A 16,823-nucleotide genomic window follows, 5' to 3' on the forward strand; every position below is an offset into this window, starting at 1 on the left:
AAAAAGAGGCCATATTCTAGTCATTTTACCCCGGATGTACATAGGTAAGCGCTCATTGCCTGCCACCGAATCGCCATAAGCGAAAATTTACTGTTATAAAGCGTCCCGCCAGTGCCTTTTAACCACATGGATATCTGGTTTAGAATATCCGCCATCTCAAACCAGCAAAGCTTGGAACTTCATGTCTCAATACGTTTACACCATGCACAGGGTTGGCAAAATCGTGCCGCCCAAGCGCGAAATTCTGAAAAATATCTCACTCAGCTTCTTTCCTGGCGCCAAAATTGGCGTATTGGGTTTAAACGGGGCCGGTAAATCCACGCTGCTGCGCATTATGGCCGGCATTGACACAGACATTGAAGGTGAAGCCCGCCCTCAACCAGGCATTAAGATTGGCTATCTGCCACAGGAACCTCGCCTGGATGAAAGCAAAGATGTACGGGGCAATATCGAAGAAGCCGTTGCCGATGTGGTGTATGCGCTGAGGCGTTTGGATGAAGTCTATGCGGCTTACGCAGAAGAAAACGCGGATTTTGATGCGCTGGCCAAGGAACAGGGGGAACTGGAAGCCATTATTCAGGCTAAAGACGGGCACAATCTGGACCATGCCCTGGAACGTGCCGCCGATGCATTGCGTTTGCCGCCCTGGGATGCCGATGTCAGTAAGCTGTCTGGTGGTGAACGTCGCCGTGTGGCACTGTGCCGATTACTGCTTGAAAAACCCGATATGCTGTTGCTGGACGAACCCACCAACCACCTGGATGCCGAATCTGTGGCCTGGTTAGAGCGCTTCCTGCACGACTATGAAGGCACAGTGGTCGCAATTACCCACGACCGTTACTTCCTGGATAACGTGGCCGGATGGATCCTGGAGCTTGACCGCGGTCACGGCATTCCTTGGGAAGGCAATTACTCGTCCTGGCTTGAGCAAAAAGACAAACGTCTGGAACAGGAAGAGAAAAGCGAGCAAGCCCGCCAGCGCTCCATCAAACAGGAACTGGAATGGGTACGCAGCAATGCCAAAGGTCGTCAGGCCAAGAGCAAAGCACGTATGGCGCGTTTTGAAGAGCTGTCCAGCGGCGATTATCAGAAACGTAATGAAACCAACGAACTCTTTATCCCACCCGGCGAGCGTCTGGGCGACAAAGTCATTGAGGTTAAAAACCTGCGTAAATCCTATGGCGATCGGGTACTGATCGACGATTTAAGCTTTACTATGCCCAAGGGTGCCATTGTTGGCATTATCGGTCCCAATGGTGCAGGTAAATCCACGTTGTTCCGTATGCTAAGCGGTATTGAACAACCTGATAGTGGTGAAATTGTGGTGGGTGATACTGTCAAGCTGACCAGCGTTGAACAGTTCCGCGACCACCTGGATGGTGACAAAACCGTTTGGCAACAAGTGTCCAACGGCCAGGATATTCTGCGTATCGGCAGCTTTGAAATTAACAGCCGAGCTTATGTCAGCCGCTTTAACTTTAAAGGCAACGACCAGCAGAAATTTGTTAAGGATCTGTCTGGTGGTGAACGCAACCGATTGCACCTGGCTGAGTTGTTAAAAGCCGGTGGCAACGTGCTACTGCTTGACGAACCAACCAACGATTTGGATGTGGAAACACTGCGCGCACTGGAAAACGCATTGCTGGAATTCCCAGGCTGCGCCATGGTTATCTCGCACGACCGCTGGTTCCTGGACAGGGTGGCTACCCACATTCTCGATTACCGCGACGAAGGTCAGGTGAACTTCTACGAAGGAAACTACACCGACTACGAAGCCTGGCTCAAAGAAAACTTTGGTAAGGACGTAGTCGAACCACACAGACTGAAGTACAAGAAAATCAGCAAGTAAATGGTTCGACTACCTGCAGCAGGAGGCTGCAGCATTCCAGCAGGAATGTAAGCGACGCCAGGTTCACCCTGGCACAGCGTCCTTAAGCCGCATAGCAGGACGCGTTGCGGCTGAACAAAGAGCCCGAACCACACAGACTGAAGTACAAGAAAATCAGTAAGTAAATGGTTCGACTACCTGCAGCAGGAGGCTGCAGCATTCCAGTAGAAAACAGCAGGCCAGACCTGCTGTTTATTGTTATTAAACCACACTGCTATTTTTGCCCCAGACCATCCGCCAGATACTGCCAGTACTGAGTTATCAGCAAATTTCACTTGCAGGCTTGGTTTTTCCACTATGAATCATACAATTAGCTTTAGATTGAATATGTATTTTATGTGTATCTGTGACTATGCTTATACCAATATGGTCAGGCCTAATACGATGACAACAGAAAACCGTCGAAAATTTACCCGCATTGTTTTTTCCGCGCCTTGTGAACTGCGTCAGGGGCAGCGTAAATGGCAATGCGGCTTGGTAGATATTTCCCTAAAAGGGGTGTTGATAACCTGCCCGCACGATTTTAGTGCCGATCAGAAAGAATCTGTACTGTTGGTGGTAAGTTTGCCGGGCATGGCTAGTAGCATTATGCTGGATGGCCAGATTATGCACGCAGATGACAACCAGGTGGGTATCAAAATCAATATGATTGATATCGATAGTGCCTCTAATCTGCGTCGTCTTATCGAATTGAATGTGGGCGATGACTCTTTATTAAAACGCGAGCTGGAGGCGCTCGCATCACCAGATGAGGGAGACCATTAAAGTGCTTCAAGGGCCTCAGCCAGGCGTTTTACCCCGGTTACCTGCATGCCTTGAATTGGCTGTTTAGGCATATTGGCCACCGGCACAATAGCCCGGGTAAAGCCGTGTTTGGCGGCTTCAGCCAGGCGTTCAGCGCCATTGGGCACAGGGCGAATTTCCCCCGCCAGTCCCACTTCTCCAAACACGATCAATTCGCGTGGCAGGGCCTGATTGCGGAAACTGGAAATCATCGCCATCAACAATGCAAGATCGGCGCTGGTTTCATTGACCTTAACCCCACCCACCACATTCACAAACACATCCTGGTCGTTCATTTGGATATTGCCGTGACGATGCAGAACCGCCAGCAACATACCCAGGCGATTTTGATCGAGTCCCACCGCCAGGCGACGTGGATTAGCCATTTGTGAATAGTCCACCAGCGCCTGAATTTCAACCAGCAGAGGTCGTGTGCCTTCCCAAATCACCATCACCAAAGAGCCTGGAGAGGCTTCTTCTTCACGACTTAAAAATATCGCCGACGGATTGCTGACTTCGCGCAAGCCCTTATCCGTCATGGCAAAAACCCCTAGCTCGTTAACTGCGCCAAAACGGTTTTTCTGCCCTCGCAAGGTACGAAAACGGCTATCGCCATCCCCTTCCAACATCATTGAACAGTCTATGCAATGTTCCAACACTTTGGGGCCAGCCAGGCTGCCATCCTTGGTTACATGCCCTACCATCAACATGGCGATATGCTGCTGTTTGGCAAAACGGGTTAAATAAGCTGCGCTTTCCCTGACCTGAGACACGCTGCCCGGCGCCGATTGCACATCAGCCACATGCATGACTTGAATGGAGTCGATAACCATCAGTTGTGGCTTATGTGTCAACGCCACATCACAGATTGTTTCAATGCTGGTCTCTGCCAGCAATTTCAATTTATCAGTAGGTAAACCCAGTCGGTGCGCCCGAAGTGCCACTTGTTGCAGTGACTCCTCACCAGTGACATACAGTGCTTCGCGCTGTTTGGCTAGATTACACATGGTTTGCAATAACAGGGTACTTTTACCTGCACCAGGTGAGCCGCCAATCAAAATGGCTGAACCAGGCACCACCCCACCACCTAACACCCTATCCAGCTCTTTAAAACCGGAAGAGAAACGCGGCAGTGCCTGTAAGTCAATATTGTTAAGGGTCTGCACCTGCGCCGATGTTTGCCCGGCATAACCATGTCGGCGGTTGTCGACACCGCTTTTAGCCGGTGAGACAACAAATTCCGAAATGGTGTTCCAGGCACCACAATCATTGCACTGGCCCTGCCAGCGCGGGAATTCTGCACCGCAGTCACTGCAAACAAAGGCTGTTTTTCTTTTTGCCATCGCCAAACGAATAAGATCCAATGATGGCGCTAAGCATACCAGCTTTGTTCATAAATCGGAGTTAAGAACATACTTGCAACAAATATTTGGAAAAAAGAGAGCGCCTGTGGAATGTAATTTGTTTATGTGAAGTAATGGATGTTACGCAGGAAGTTTTAATGCGATATGACTTGCCAGCGCAAGAAAATTCCTTTACTACCGATAATATAGGTATAACAGACGAGCTTGATAAAGGGCAATGGCAGCAGGAATCGAACAATACCAGGAACTTATCGAACAGCTGAAACCTGTGGTCAAGGAACCGGCTTTTAACCAGATCCTGTCCCAGGTGGCGGCAAACGTGCCCCGCCCTAAACGTTTCCTACTGAAGATGGAACTAAAACGCCAGGCTAAGCCTTGTCAGCGTATTATCGACCTTCGCGGCTCAGTAGATGGTGAATGCTTGCCGTACGAATTCGACGGTATCACCCATTATCTGGATGACATTGCCCAGGAAGTTTTTGAGCGTCAGGTACGTTGCTTCGGCGCTTACACCCTGGGAGTGTATGAAGCTGTTTGTAACACCGAGAATAATTTCAGGGTTATGCACAGCAAACAGCTGGCCGAAGGCGAAATGCTCAGTGGTGAGGCCGATACTCAGCAGAGCCTGCCTTTGGAAAGTCGTTATGTGGCGCCATTAATCGACTTTGCAGGTGTGCATCAACGCCGTGAAGAGCGCATGAATTTTGTCGTGCCGGTAGAGCTTTTTACCGAACTTAAGGAATCCGTGCATGCGACCAGTATTGATATCTCGGTTAGTGGTTTAAAGGTTAAAGCGCATAAACGCTACATGTTTAAACCCGGCGAAAAAATAACCGTACATTTTCGCGGCCTGGAACTGGACTATGGACTGAGTCGTGGCGAAGGCGTGCATTACCTGGTAACCGACATAGATCACAGCCGGGAAGAACAGCGCCTGGCGTTGAAGCGTCTCTTTGATCAGGAACAAAAAGCGTTTGATCAATTCCTTGAGCGTTTCATCCAGGGTAACAAGCGCCGCTACAAGGTCAATATGGACAATACTATTGACGCTATTGTCGCCAAAGGCTACGAGCAATACTACATTCCCAATATTACCTCAGTGCCGGTATACATTGCCCAGCACGGAGACGAGCTAGAGCCACAGTACCTGCTGTTTAATGACTGCAACAGGGAGATATTTCGTTACTGGCAGGACGAAGATAATCACCTGAGACTTGGTTACCTGTTTGGTCGCCAACGTTTGCAACAGTTACTTGCACGTGAGGCAAATCAGCGCGAGATGGTCCTGTTTGCGTTTTCCCATGTTACGCAGGGGCGTTGTTATTTTTATTCTGCCAGCATGGAAGAGCTGGATGCCAACCCTGAATTGAAGGGGGCTTTTCTGGCCTACGGTTCGCGCAAAATCAGCTGGCGGGTGTTTAAGTTGCAGCTCAGTGAAATGCACCCCGAGCAATGCCATTTGCCACTCTCTCTGCCCGACTCAGTCAGCGAAATGGTAAGGCGGCAAAACCAGCCACCGCCACCGCGGCTGATGTCCAGATTGAAAAATCTGCGCCATATCGCCTTGATTACAGACATTAGCAGTGAATGGGCCACACAGGCATATCAGAAACGTAAACTGCAAAAACAATTGCTGACCAAACTCCAGCTGTTCTGCCATCCACGCAACCGCGCACCTGCCAGTATTTTACCTTTCCGTTTTAAATACCAGGAGTTGCGTCGTGAAACCCGGTTTTTGCTTCGAACCCCTGTGCAGTTGGTACATCAGGATCTGAACCTTAGCGGTGTCAGTGAGGATTTCTCTGCCAGTGGTTTGCGCATTGAATTACAGCATCAGTTTCCCCTGGATGCAGGCGTTCAACTGGAAATCAGTTTGCCCAAATTGCAGAAACTCACCCAAAAACATCAGCTCAGTGGCATTTATTACGACGTGGTTCATGTCAGTGCGGACCGCAATATAGTGCACCTGATGTTAGGTGACAGCAGCCGCGAACAGCACGCCAAAGCCTTCTTTCAGGAACTGATAAAAAACAACCGACGTAGCCTTAAACCTGTACATGAACAACAGGAAATGGCTGGCATTGGTGAAGCTTTGCGAAATATCTATGCCGCTAATATCCTTAATCTGGCAGCCTTTATTCGTAAAGACGGAATACAGTTGTTACCCGACAGCCTGGCTCGCGTACCCGTTGAACATAGTCTGGCACCGCTTTTAACTTACCGAAGTGACGAACAACATCGTAATCTCTATGTACTTTATGCCGCTCGCATGGAAAGCCGTAATTTCATTGAACACAGTTTAAAGGGAATGCGTACCCACAATGTTCCCAGTGCATTTGAACTCTTTGTTGCCTTCAACCCCAAACAAGCCAATATACAGCAAGCCATTCAGGTCAAACTCGCTATGCAGTTCAGCAATGATGCGCTACGCCGTGAATTTATCAGCCAGGCGATGGGGAAAGGACGTTTTTTTGCCCTGAAGCTATTTATAACCAAAACCGGCCGACCGGATATCAGTTTACTTCATTCGGAGCTTACCTACGTGAATGGCTATGCCGTGCATAAGGCAAAAATGCTGGAAGAACAATTGTGGAATGTGGCGGCAACGGTGGATTTACTGGATATAACAACGGAAGTGATGTACCGATATGGCTTTAACAGCCACCATATTGAAGCAAACAGTTCAGGCCATGAGGTTTGACATCTGCACCTTGTTAAACCAAAAAATAAGGGCGTAATCTTTCGAGTTACGCCCTTTTCTGGAATAGGACCCTTTGCCCTTTTTCGCTTTCACCACTCGCGTGCTGAACAGCTTACTGGTGACCAATGCTTTTAGGGCATTGTCTTTAATAATTCCTCTTTCATGCTCATAAGATGGAGTAGTCTTATTGCTCATTGCGTCTCCTTCAGACGGTATTTAATTCAGCGTTTAGATAACGAATAGATCAGGAAGTTCCAACATCCTCCCAGCTCCCATCCCTCAACCATCGGGCTACCTGAGTAAAATGATCATTCTGGCAACTGGGATGAGTCAGGATATTGATATGGTCATAATCCAGTTTGTTACCATTGGCTATGCCAAGTAATGACTGGGGAGCATCAGCCATGCCCAGCTCGGCCATAAAGCGTTGCATATCTTTGACATGGCCAAGCGCATGGTCCTTAGTACCAGTAATAAACCAGGTTACAGGTAGCTGCAGGCTTTTGGCAGCCGCCTGATAATCAAAACCGTCCGTTGGATCTTGCCAGCGACGCTGTTTCACCCACTTGGTCACATCACGCCAGTTAGCAAAGGTTTCATTGTCTGCGCCCAGCCCCATTTTCTTGGCCGGCAAATAGCCATACCAACCGGATACCAGCGGCGAAACCAGCCCCCAGACCAAGTCTACTTTCAACCAACGCTCTGGGTTATGCACTTTGACGCTACGCTTGCTGCCAAAAAACACCTGGCGTTCAATTTGTTCAATCCATTGCGGATGACGCAATAGGCAGGCCATCATCAACACCCCGCCCCAGGAGTGGGCCACCACACTGAATTTGCCCTGGTGACGATGGCTGACCAGTTCCATCGCCCTAGGTAGATCTTCATTAATGTAATGCCATTGGCTATGCTCCGCCCCTCTGGCGATGGACGGTGTGCTTAAGCCCCGGCCACGCAGGTCCAGTACATAGACGTCAAAACCTTGTCTGGCCAGAAAACTCCCCAGCCCCCGCCCCTTTTCATTATAAAAAATGCGGCCATTCTCAATAGAGCCGTGCACCATTAATATGCCAGGGCCGGACTCTTTACCAACCTGACTGATATGGCAAAGGTGCAACTGGTGGTCGCCACCATCCAGATACAAGGATTTATGCTGAAGATCCTTTGCCATCACCCTACCTTAACAAATACAGTAATTCGTCCAGGCCACCAAAGCGAATGGCCGCATCGGCCTTTTCCAGCACCAAGGGTTTAGCCTTATAAGCCACGCCAAGGCCCGCAGCGTCCATCATCACCAGATCGTTAGCACCGTCTCCCATTGCAATGGTTTGCTCCGGGGCAATACCAAACTGCCTGGCCAGGTCTGTCAGAGTCTGTGCCTTGACCCTGGCATCGACTATACCGCCTTGAACTTTACCAGTCAGTTTGCCATCAACGACTTCCAGTTGATTTGAAACAGCAGCATCCAAGCCCAATCGATGTTGCAGGTAATCGGCAAAGAAGGTAAAGCCGCCTGATGCAATGGCTATCTTCCAGCCCTTGCTCTTAAGTACTCGCACCAAACGCTCCAGTCCCGGCATTAATGGCAGCCGGTCTCTGACCTGACGCAATATCTGCGCATCGGCGCCAGCCAAACACCCAACCCTTTCGGTCAGGCTTTGAGCGAAATCCAGCTTGCCCTGCATCGCCAGCTCAGTGACTTCTGCTACCTGTTCACCAACCCCAGCCAGCAACGCAATCTCATCAATACACTCCATCTGAATAACAGTGCTGTCCATATCCATCACCAACAAGCCCGGTTTAGTCAGGGTCGGCGCACTAGCTAGCAGATTCATTTCAATTTGCAGACTTAATGCCAGTTGCTGCAGTACTCCCTGGGGAAGCCCTTGTGGACAAACCCGCACCGACAATGCAGCGGCTGGCTCATGCACACAATCGTCCACCAAACGTTTTTGTATCGCACCTATGTGCAACCAGGATTGCATTGCATCCTGCACGGCCAGCAATTTTTCCAGGGTCAGGGCTTGTGCACGAACCACCAACTCAGCAGATTGCCAATCAGGTGCGGTCACAGAGCCAGCCGCACCAGATAAAGAACAACTTATCCCCCCTAACTGGGCTTCGCTCAGGTTAGTACAAACTCTGCTACTGGCCAGATGAAACAACTGCAGGTCAGGGATGGCAAACAGATCTTGTAAGAAGGCGCTGGAGCAAAGCTGCTCCGAAGTCAGTTGTAATTCGGTCACTACGGCTACCTTGACAGGACTGGCGAAATAAGACCCAGGATTCTTGCAGGCTTACTCTGACAATTCAATAGCCAGGAACGGCAAAAGCAGTTAGCAAATACGTCACATCGTTGTAGCATAGCGACCCAAAGCAATGAAAAGGAGGCCCAATGCAGCAATCTCAAGCCGGTGCGCTGAGTAGTATTAAGGTACTGGATCTCAGCCGCATACTGGCAGGCCCTTGGGCGACACAGATGCTGGCCGATTTTGGGGCCCAGGTGATCAAAATTGAGCCGCCAGGTAAAGGTGATGATACCCGCAATTGGGGACCGCCCTTTGTGGATAACTTTGAGCAAAATGCCGCGTACTTTTGTGCTGCCAACCGCAATAAGCAATCGGTAGCAGTAGACTTCGGCCAGCCTCAGGGCCAGGACATTATTCGCCAATTAGCAGCAAAGGCAGATGTACTGGTGGAAAATTTTAAGGTCGGCGGATTAGCCAAGTATGGTCTGGATTACGCCAGCCTGAAATCACTTAATCCGCGACTTATTTACTGCTCTATTACTGGTTTTGGACAAAGCGGCCCTTTGGCATCCAGGCCCGGTTATGATTTTATGGTGCAGGCCATGGGCGGGCTGATGAGTCTCACCGGAGAGCCCGACGCCCAGCCAACAAAAACCGGCGTTGCGGTAGCAGACATTCTGACCGGTTTATATGCCTGTAACGCCATTCAGGCCGCATTACTGTATCGCCACAGCACAGGTGCCGGGCAACACATTGATCTGAGTTTGCTGGATGTACAGGTGGCCAGTCTGGCTAACCAGGCGATGAATTATCTGGTTTCGGGTCAGTCCCCGCAAAGACAGGGCAACAGCCATCCTAATATTGTTCCTTATCAATGCTTTGCCACATCAGACGGACACATTATTGTGGCCATCGGCAATGACCAGCAGTTTGCCCGCTTCTGCACCCTGGCTGGCTGCGAATCGTTGCAAAACAACCCGAGTTACCAAACTAACGCATTACGGGTAGCGCATCGGGAAGACTTGGTTGCAGCCATTCAATCCATCATGCTCACAAAGTCCAGTCAGAGCTGGCTGACAGAGCTGGAAGCCGCCACCATTCCCTGTGGCCCTATTAACAATCTGGCGCAGACTTTTGCCAACCCGCAAGTACAGCACCGCCAACTTAGGCGTCAGTTCGACTTACCTGATGGAAGCCATCTGCCTTTTGTTGGTAATCCAATCCAGTTCAGTGCTTCAAAGGTGACTTACCGCCATCCACCCCCTTTGCTCGGGCAGGATACCAAGGCCGTTCTTCATCAGGAACTGGGGCTGAACGAACAGGACATGACTGACTTACAGGCCAACGGGGTTATAGGGTGAATAACCTTGCTATGCACTTGCAATTAATCACCGATCCCCTATTGTAGCGGCATATGAATACCAAGCATTTATTTCATCTGGAATGGGGGTTACCCAGCACCTATTCCATCTACAAACGTCTGGCCAATCTGGGATTGGCGGTGGTGGCTGCGGCTGTTGGTATTAATATCTGGCTATCCAGCGTTGAGCAGGATCAGCAAATTTTAAGCGCCCAGGCGGATCAGTTAGGTAACAGCCTGGTTTCCCATAGCGCAAAACTGGCCGCCAGCCTGATGCAGGATCAGGATATTAACGCCGTACAGCGCACCTTGCAGCAGTTGGTGGAAGACAACCACGTGTTAAATGCCACCTTGCACAATGAATATGGTGAGTTAATGTACGAAGCCGGACAGAGTCTGGACCTGGTTGATATGTTCAAAACTCAGGTATCAAATCAACCCATGCTGTACGTCAAAGAAGTGTTTCAGGACGATAAACTACTGGGCTACATTCGCCTTATTATGGACCGCCAGGCCATCATGCATTTCCAGACTCAGGTTCAGGATCACCGCCGCCAGCAAACATACGCGCTGTTATTGCTTGCCTTTGCGATTGGTGTACTGGTGACCCGTGCTTTTTATAAGGTTCGTTACCGTAAACTGGTGACAGTGCCATCTCCAGCATCAAGACCTATTGAGTTTAAATAACTGGCGGGTGTTCTGCTCGGTTTGCCTTTCCAGTTGTTGACGTGACTCTTGGCGAAGGGCAACCAGGCTGTCAAGTACCTGGCTTAGATATACTGGGCTGTTTCTAGCCCCCTGACGCCCGCTCATGGGCATATCCGGGCTGTCGGTTTCGAGCAGCAAAGCTTCAAGTGGCACCTGACTTATGGCTTGGCGGGTTTTACGCGCTCTGGGATAAGTGATAGTGCCGCCAACCCCCAGTTTGAACCCCTGCCCAATATAAGCCTGGGCTTGCTGCTTTGAGCCGGAATAGGCATGTATCACACCGCCCTGCGTAAAGCGCACCGTTTTAAGGCAATGCAGAATCAGATGGTGAGACTTACGGTGGTGAATAATCACCGGCAGTTGGTGCTTCTCGGCCAATTTTAACTGCGCCATAAACACCTGTTCCTGTAGCCCTGCGTCGGCGTCGATGACCAGGTCAATACCTATTTCGCCAACGGCCACCACCTGCCCTGCATATTCCTGCAACAGGCCGTCCAGTTGCTCAAGGTGTTCAGATTGAAAGTCGGCCAGAAAATAAGGATGCAGGCCCAGGGCGAAATGCAGGTGGGAATTAGCCTGACATAAGGTAATCAGCTTTGGCCATTGCGCAGCGCTGACACCTGGGATAACGATATCCGTAACGCCATGCTGCCTTGCCTGTGCAATCTGCACCTGCCGGTCATGATCAAAATCGCTGAAATCCAGATGGCAATGGCTGTCAATCACGTTAGCGCCTTAAGGCATTAAACGTTCTATCTGCCAAGTGTTGTCGGGCTGACGACGATACACAAACCTGTCGTGCAATCGGTGCTCGCCCCCCTGCCAAAACTCGATTTCATGTGGAATAACTCTGTACCCACCCCAAAAGCTGGGCAACGGCACTTGCCCTTTGGCAAATTTGTCTTTTACCTCAGCAAATTTACTCATCAGCAACTGCCGGGTCGATATTGGGCGGCTTTGCTGTGAGGCCCAGGCCGCAAGTTGGCTCTCTCGGGGGCGGGACAGAAAGTATTTGCTGACTTCCAGGCTGGATAGCGACTCCACCACGCCACAGACTTTTACCTGGCGTTCAATGATATGCCAGGGAAAATGCAGGGAAATACGCGGGTTTTGTTTAAGCTCTTCAGCCTTACGACTGCCCAGGTTGGTGTAAAACACAAAGCCATCAGGGCTGACATCTTTAAGCAACACAATACGCTGTGAAGGTTGCCCATTGGCATCAACGGTCGCGACTGTCATTGCGGTCGGATCAGGTAGCCCGGTATCAATAATGTCTTTCAACCAGGCGTCAAACTGTACTATGGGGTCGTCATGCAAATCCTGACGGTCCAATCCCCCGCGACTGTACTCCCGGCGAATGTCAGCAAGTTTATCCAACATAATCTCTCTCCAAATGCGGGGGCAGTGCAGTCGTGAAAGAGGCAGTTCAAAGCCTCTTTGCACTGTTAGCCGGTGGCGTTAGTCGTTGTCTCCATACCCCAGACTGCGCAGCGCCCTTTCATCATCTGCCCATCCGGATTTCACTTTCACCCAAAGTTCCAGAAACACTTTATTGTCAAACAAGCGTTCCATGTCCTGTCTGGCTTCCTGACCAATGGTCTTAAGACGTTGGCCGCCCTTGCCAATGACCATGGCTTTCTGACTGTCCCGTTCCACCAGAATCAGACCGTTTATCTGGTAGACGCCTTTGTCAGACAACTTAAACTGTTCTATTTCCACCGTCACCGAATAGGGCAATTCATCGCCGGTAAAACGCATCAGCTTTTCGCGAATAATTTCCGCTGCCATAAAACGTGACGAACGATCGGTCACGTAGTCTTCAGGAAAATAAAACTCAGACTCGGGCAAGCTTTGTTGCACCAGTTCCCGTAAGCGCTCCAGATTACTGCCTTGTTTGGCAGAGACGGGTATAACCTGTTTAAAGCCATGCTGGCTGGATAACCATTGCAGATGTGGCAATAAGGCATCCCTGTCTTTAATCTGGTCGATCTTATTCACCAACACCCAGCATTCAAGACCGGAATCCTGGATCTTACTCAATACCATTTGATCGTCTTCGGTCCAGCGGGTGCCTTCCACCACAAATAACACCAACCCCACCTCACCTAACGAACTTGAGGCTGCACGGTTCATCAATTTGTTGATGGCACGCTTTTCTTCTCTGTGTAGTCCTGGCGTATCCACATATATCGCCTGGTATTCACCTTCGGTATCAATACCCAGAATACGGTGACGGGTGGTTTGTGGTTTTCGCGAGGTAATACTGACTTTCTGCCCCAGCAGTTTATTCAGCAAAGTGGATTTACCCACATTGGGTCGACCCACAATGGCCACCATGCCGCAGTAGGTTGTAGATTCAGCTTGCATGGTTCAGTTTCTCCAGTACCATTTTAGCGGCCTGTTGTTCAGCACGGCGACGACTGTTGCCCTTAGCACGCACCGCATCTGTCAGTTCGGCCACCCGGCATTCCACCACAAAGGTTTGGTCATGGGACTTGCCCTTCACATCCACCACTTCGTAGTCAGGTAAGGGTAACTTCCGGCCCTGCAAATATTCCTGCAAACGGGTTTTATGATCTTTGGGATGTACATTGGGGTCCAGTTGCTCAATGCGACTGGCATACCAGTTCAGTATCAGTTTATCTACGGTATCTAAGCCCGCTTCGAGAAAAATGGCGCCAATAAGGGCTTCCATGGCATCCGACAAAATAGAATCACGCCGATAACCGCCACTTTTCAATTCTCCCGGCCCTAATTTGAGCAAGTCACCCAGTTCAAATTCCCGCGCCAGTTCGGCCAGTGTATCGCCTTTCACCAAAGTAGCCCGCATTCGGGTCAGCTTGCCTTCAGGCTGCTCGGGGAAACGCAGATAAAGGGCCCTGGCAATCACCATGCCCAGCACCGAGTCACCAAGATATTCCAGGCGTTCATTGTGCTGCTTGGCGGCACTTCTGTGCGTTAACGCCAGTTCCAGTGAGCCAATATCCTTAAACTGATAGCCTAACTTTTTGTGCAGGCTTTTATAAGGATCCAGCATCTAGTGGATACCACCAATTCTGGAGAAACGCACACCAGTTGGGATCCAACCAGGCACCCAGCTACTGGGTTCACGGTCAAATTCAAAACTGATCCAAATCGCCACGGCTTTACCGACTAAATTATCGTCCGGCACAAAACCCCAGTAGCGGCTGTCACGACTGTTATCGCGATTATCCCCCAGTACCAGATATTGCCCTTCCGGCACCAGAAATTCGTCGGCTGCGGTACCAGGTTGCTTGTAATACATCTGTGCATGAGGGGGAACGGCCGGATTACGCAAAATCTGATGGCTCACTTCACCAAGTTGTTCGGTAAAACGCTCAAGAGGCACCAGATCCTGGAAAAATTCACCACGCTGCTCAAAGGTCAGTTCAACTGGCTTCATACCGGGGCATTGCGGAGTTACCGTTACATCACAGGCGGGTTTGATAAATACCTGCTTATTTCGATACACCACGGTATCACCCGGCAACCCCACGACTCGCTTGATAAAATCGGTGTTGGGATCTTCAGGATATTTGAACACCACCACATCGCCACGAGCAGGTTCCCCCACCTCAATAAATTTATTTCTCGCGACGGGATCTTTCAGGCCGTAAGTGAACTTCTCCACCAGAATAAAGTCACCCACCAACAAGGTTGGCATCATCGAACCGGAAGGGATCTGAAAGGGTTCATACAAAAACGAACGCAAGACCAGCACAAAGGCAATGACCGGGAAGATCTGCTTGGCTGTATCAACCAGATAAGGCTCTGGTGCAATTTTTTGCAAGGTCTCATCGTCCAGATTGGCTTGATTGCTGGCTCTGGCCAGCGCCATTTTTTCCTTGCGCTTAGGTGCCCAAAGCAGAGCGTCCGCCAGCCAGATTAGGCCAGATGCCAGGGTAACCAGTACCAGGCCTATCGAGAAATAATTTGCCATTTACTTTCCTACTTTCAGTACGGCCAGGAAGGCATCCTGCGGCAGCTCCACATTCCCTACCTGCTTCATCCGTTTTTTACCTTCTTTCTGCTTCTGCAGAAGTTTCTTCTTCCGACTTACGTCACCGCCATAACACTTGGCGATAACGTTCTTACGTAACTGTTTAACGGTACTACGCGCTATCACATGGTTACCGATAGCCGCCTGAATGGCAATGTCAAACATCTGTCTGGGGATCAGTTCACGCAATTTCTCTACCAGATCCCGGCCACGGTATTGGGCATTTTCTCTGTGCGTGATAACAGCCAGCGCATCCACCCGCTCACCGTTAACCAAAATATCCAATCGCACCATATCGGCGGTCTGGAAACGCTTAAAGTTATAATCGAGTGAAGCAAAGCCCCGGCTGGTAGACTTCAAACGGTCAAAGAAATCCATGACCACTTCGGCCATTGGCAGTTCATAGGTCACCGCCACTTGATTACCGTGATAGGTCATATGGGTTTGTACCCCACGTTTCTCGATACACAGAGTAATTACATTACCCAGGTAATCCTTGGGCACCAGAATATTGGCTTCCACGATAGGTTCGCGAATTTCTTCAATATCGTTTACCGGCGGCAACTTAGATGGGTTGTCCACCTGTACTGTCTGACCTTTAGTCGTCAGTACCTCATAAACCACGGTAGGCGCTGTGGTGATCAGATCCAGATCATATTCCCGCTCCAGGCGTTCCTGCACAATCTCCATATGCAACATGCCGAGGAAACCGATCCTAAAGCCAAAACCCAGTGCACTGGAGTTTTCTGGTTCAAAGAACAGGGAAGCATCATTCAGGCTCAACTTAGACAGGGCATCACGGAAATCTTCGTAATCATCTGAGCTGATAGGAAACATACCGGCATAAACCTGAGGTTTCACTTTCTTAAAACCAGGCAGGGCTTTTTCCGCAGGTTGTTTCGCCAGAGTGATAGTATCGCCGACCGGCGCACCATGGATCTCTTTGATACCGGCAATAATAAAGCCCACTTCACCTGTGCGTAATACACCGGTATCGGTAGCTTTAGGGGTGAAAATACCGATTTTATCCACCTGATGAACCTGGCCATTGGACATGATTTTAATCTTGTCACCGGCTTTCAGTTCACCGTGCATCACTCTTACCAATGACACGACGCCTTGATAGTTATCAAACCAGGAGTCCACAATCAGCGCTTGCAAAGGCCCCTCGCTGTTACCTTGCGGCGGTGGAATTTGCTTAACAATCACTTCCAGTACTTCATCAATGCCGATACCGGTTTTAGCCGAGCAGCGCACCGCATTCATGGCATCAATACCAACGATATCTTCAATCTCGGCGGCAACACGATCGGGCTCGGCCTGCGGCAAGTCAATCTTGTTAAGAATTGGCACCACTTCCAGGTCCATTTCAATGGCCGTATAGCAGTTAGCCAGAGTCTGAGCTTCCACCCCCTGACCGGCATCCACCACCAGCAATGCACCTTCACAGGCAGCCAGCGAACGCGACACTTCATAAGAGAAATCCACATGTCCTGGGGTATCTATAAAGTTTAACTGGTAGGTTTCACCGTCATTCGCTTTGTAATTGAGCGTAACACTCTGAGCTTTGATGGTAATGCCACGTTCACGTTCCAGATCCATGGAATCCAGAACCTGCGCAGCCATTTCCCGGTCGGTCAGGCCTCCGCAATGCTGAATCAGGCGATCTGACAATGTGGATTTACCATGGTCGATGTGGGCGATAATACTGAAATTACGGATATGCTTGAGCTGCATGTTGATGTCTGA

Annotated in this window: 15 protein-coding genes; 5 read left to right on the plus strand and 10 right to left on the minus strand. The window is 50.0% G+C overall.

All coding sequences use genetic code 11. The features are described from left to right. The first annotated feature begins 181 nt into the window (after positions 1-181). Positions 182-1,849 carry an energy-dependent translational throttle protein EttA gene (ettA, locus tag CSR04_RS07595; protein ID WP_102795670.1) on the plus strand — a complete coding sequence of 556 codons (1,668 nt, stop codon included), beginning with the start codon at positions 182-184 and terminating at the stop codon, positions 1,847-1,849. A 336-nt stretch (positions 1,850-2,185) separates the two neighbouring features. Further along, positions 2,186-2,653 (plus strand): PilZ domain-containing protein, encoded by a 468-nt coding sequence (locus tag CSR04_RS07600; protein ID WP_102795671.1) that lies wholly within the window; start codon positions 2,186-2,188, stop codon positions 2,651-2,653. On the opposite strand, the gene radA is transcribed toward CSR04_RS07600, so the two are convergent. Continuing rightward, positions 2,650-4,014: a DNA repair protein RadA gene (gene radA / locus CSR04_RS07605; protein ID WP_102795672.1), complete on the minus strand. Its 1,365-nt coding sequence runs from the start codon at positions 4,012-4,014 to the stop codon at positions 2,650-2,652. The two genes, CSR04_RS07600 and radA, sit on opposite strands and share 4 nt — an antisense overlap. A gap of 238 nt (positions 4,015-4,252) precedes the next feature. Between radA and CSR04_RS07610 the strand changes: the two genes are divergently transcribed. After that, positions 4,253-6,736 (plus strand): PilZ domain-containing protein, encoded by a 2,484-nt coding sequence (locus CSR04_RS07610; protein WP_102795673.1) that lies wholly within the window; start codon positions 4,253-4,255, stop codon positions 6,734-6,736. Here the strand turns inward: CSR04_RS07610 and CSR04_RS07615 are convergent. Genes CSR04_RS07615 through serB form a run of 3 tightly spaced genes read right to left on the minus strand, consistent with a single transcriptional unit; the run spans position 6,719 to position 8,982 of the window. Next, positions 6,719-6,931 carry a ribosome alternative rescue factor ArfA gene (locus CSR04_RS07615; protein WP_102795674.1) on the minus strand — a complete coding sequence of 71 codons (213 nt, stop codon included), beginning with the start codon at positions 6,929-6,931 and terminating at the stop codon, positions 6,719-6,721. The genes CSR04_RS07610 and CSR04_RS07615 overlap by 18 nt on opposite strands. A 49-nt stretch (positions 6,932-6,980) precedes the next feature. After that, on the minus strand, positions 6,981-7,907 hold the full coding sequence (locus tag CSR04_RS07620) for an alpha/beta fold hydrolase (RefSeq protein ID WP_102795675.1): 927 nt from the start codon (positions 7,905-7,907) through the stop codon (positions 6,981-6,983). Between the two features lie 4 nt (positions 7,908-7,911). After that, a complete protein-coding gene (gene serB / locus CSR04_RS07625; RefSeq protein WP_216362523.1) occupies positions 7,912-8,982 on the minus strand; it encodes a phosphoserine phosphatase SerB in 1,071 nt (356 codons plus the stop codon). A 149-nt stretch (positions 8,983-9,131) separates the two neighbouring features. On the opposite strand from serB, the gene CSR04_RS07630 reads away from it, so the two are divergent. Further along, complete coding sequence (locus CSR04_RS07630) at positions 9,132-10,346, plus strand: CaiB/BaiF CoA transferase family protein (RefSeq protein ID WP_102795676.1); 1,215 nt, start codon at positions 9,132-9,134, stop codon at positions 10,344-10,346. A gap of 53 nt (positions 10,347-10,399) precedes the next feature. Further along, a complete protein-coding gene (locus CSR04_RS07635; protein ID WP_102795677.1) occupies positions 10,400-11,032 on the plus strand; it encodes an AhpA/YtjB family protein in 633 nt (210 codons plus the stop codon). On the opposite strand, the gene CSR04_RS07640 is transcribed toward CSR04_RS07635, so the two are convergent. The 6 genes from CSR04_RS07640 to lepA all read right to left on the minus strand — a co-directional run bounded on the left by CSR04_RS07640 (position 11,009) and on the right by lepA (position 16,811). Beyond that, entirely contained in the window at positions 11,009-11,779 is a 771-nt protein-coding gene (locus CSR04_RS07640; RefSeq protein ID WP_102795678.1) for a TatD family hydrolase, read from the minus strand. The genes CSR04_RS07635 and CSR04_RS07640 overlap by 24 nt on opposite strands. A gap of 9 nt (positions 11,780-11,788) precedes the next feature. Beyond that, positions 11,789-12,433: a pyridoxamine 5'-phosphate oxidase gene (gene pdxH, locus CSR04_RS07645; protein ID WP_102795679.1), complete on the minus strand. Its 645-nt coding sequence runs from the start codon at positions 12,431-12,433 to the stop codon at positions 11,789-11,791. 78 nt (positions 12,434-12,511) lie between these two features. Beyond that, positions 12,512-13,420, minus strand: coding sequence for a GTPase Era (era, locus tag CSR04_RS07650; protein WP_102795680.1), 909 nt, complete (start codon positions 13,418-13,420; stop codon positions 12,512-12,514). Beyond that, on the minus strand, positions 13,410-14,090 hold the full coding sequence (gene rnc / locus CSR04_RS07655) for a ribonuclease III (RefSeq protein ID WP_102795681.1): 681 nt from the start codon (positions 14,088-14,090) through the stop codon (positions 13,410-13,412). Before rnc ends, era begins: the two co-directional genes overlap by 11 nt. Continuing rightward, positions 14,091-15,014 (minus strand): signal peptidase I, encoded by a 924-nt coding sequence (gene lepB / locus CSR04_RS07660; protein WP_102795682.1) that lies wholly within the window; start codon positions 15,012-15,014, stop codon positions 14,091-14,093. It abuts the gene before it with no gap. Next, entirely contained in the window at positions 15,015-16,811 is a 1,797-nt protein-coding gene (lepA, locus tag CSR04_RS07665; protein WP_102795683.1) for a translation elongation factor 4, read from the minus strand. Between the last annotated feature and the right edge of the window lie 12 nt (positions 16,812-16,823).

Origin of the sequence: Bowmanella denitrificans (genome assembly GCF_002887595.1) — a bacterium.
GTDB lineage: Bacteria > Pseudomonadota > Gammaproteobacteria > Enterobacterales > Alteromonadaceae > Bowmanella > Bowmanella denitrificans.

Bases quoted from the DNA above. Each gene is read 5' to 3' on its own strand.
- ettA (WP_102795670.1), top strand. From the start codon at position 182: ATGTCTCAATACGTTTACACCATGCACAGGGTTGGCAAAATCGTGCCG.
- CSR04_RS07600 (WP_102795671.1), top strand. From the start codon at position 2,186: ATGAATCATACAATTAGCTTTAGATTGAATATGTATTTTATGTGTATC.
- radA (WP_102795672.1), bottom strand. From the start codon at position 4,014: ATGGCAAAAAGAAAAACAGCCTTTGTTTGCAGTGACTGCGGTGCAGAA.
- CSR04_RS07610 (WP_102795673.1), top strand. From the start codon at position 4,253: ATGGCAGCAGGAATCGAACAATACCAGGAACTTATCGAACAGCTGAAA.
- CSR04_RS07615 (WP_102795674.1), bottom strand. From the start codon at position 6,931: ATGAGCAATAAGACTACTCCATCTTATGAGCATGAAAGAGGAATTATT.
- CSR04_RS07620 (WP_102795675.1), bottom strand. From the start codon at position 7,907: ATGGCAAAGGATCTTCAGCATAAATCCTTGTATCTGGATGGTGGCGAC.
- CSR04_RS07630 (WP_102795676.1), top strand. From the start codon at position 9,132: ATGCAGCAATCTCAAGCCGGTGCGCTGAGTAGTATTAAGGTACTGGAT.
- CSR04_RS07635 (WP_102795677.1), top strand. From the start codon at position 10,400: ATGAATACCAAGCATTTATTTCATCTGGAATGGGGGTTACCCAGCACC.
- pdxH (WP_102795679.1), bottom strand. From the start codon at position 12,433: ATGTTGGATAAACTTGCTGACATTCGCCGGGAGTACAGTCGCGGGGGA.
- era (WP_102795680.1), bottom strand. From the start codon at position 13,420: ATGCAAGCTGAATCTACAACCTACTGCGGCATGGTGGCCATTGTGGGT.
- rnc (WP_102795681.1), bottom strand. From the start codon at position 14,090: ATGCTGGATCCTTATAAAAGCCTGCACAAAAAGTTAGGCTATCAGTTT.
- lepB (WP_102795682.1), bottom strand. From the start codon at position 15,014: ATGGCAAATTATTTCTCGATAGGCCTGGTACTGGTTACCCTGGCATCT.
- lepA (WP_102795683.1), bottom strand. From the start codon at position 16,811: ATGCAGCTCAAGCATATCCGTAATTTCAGTATTATCGCCCACATCGAC.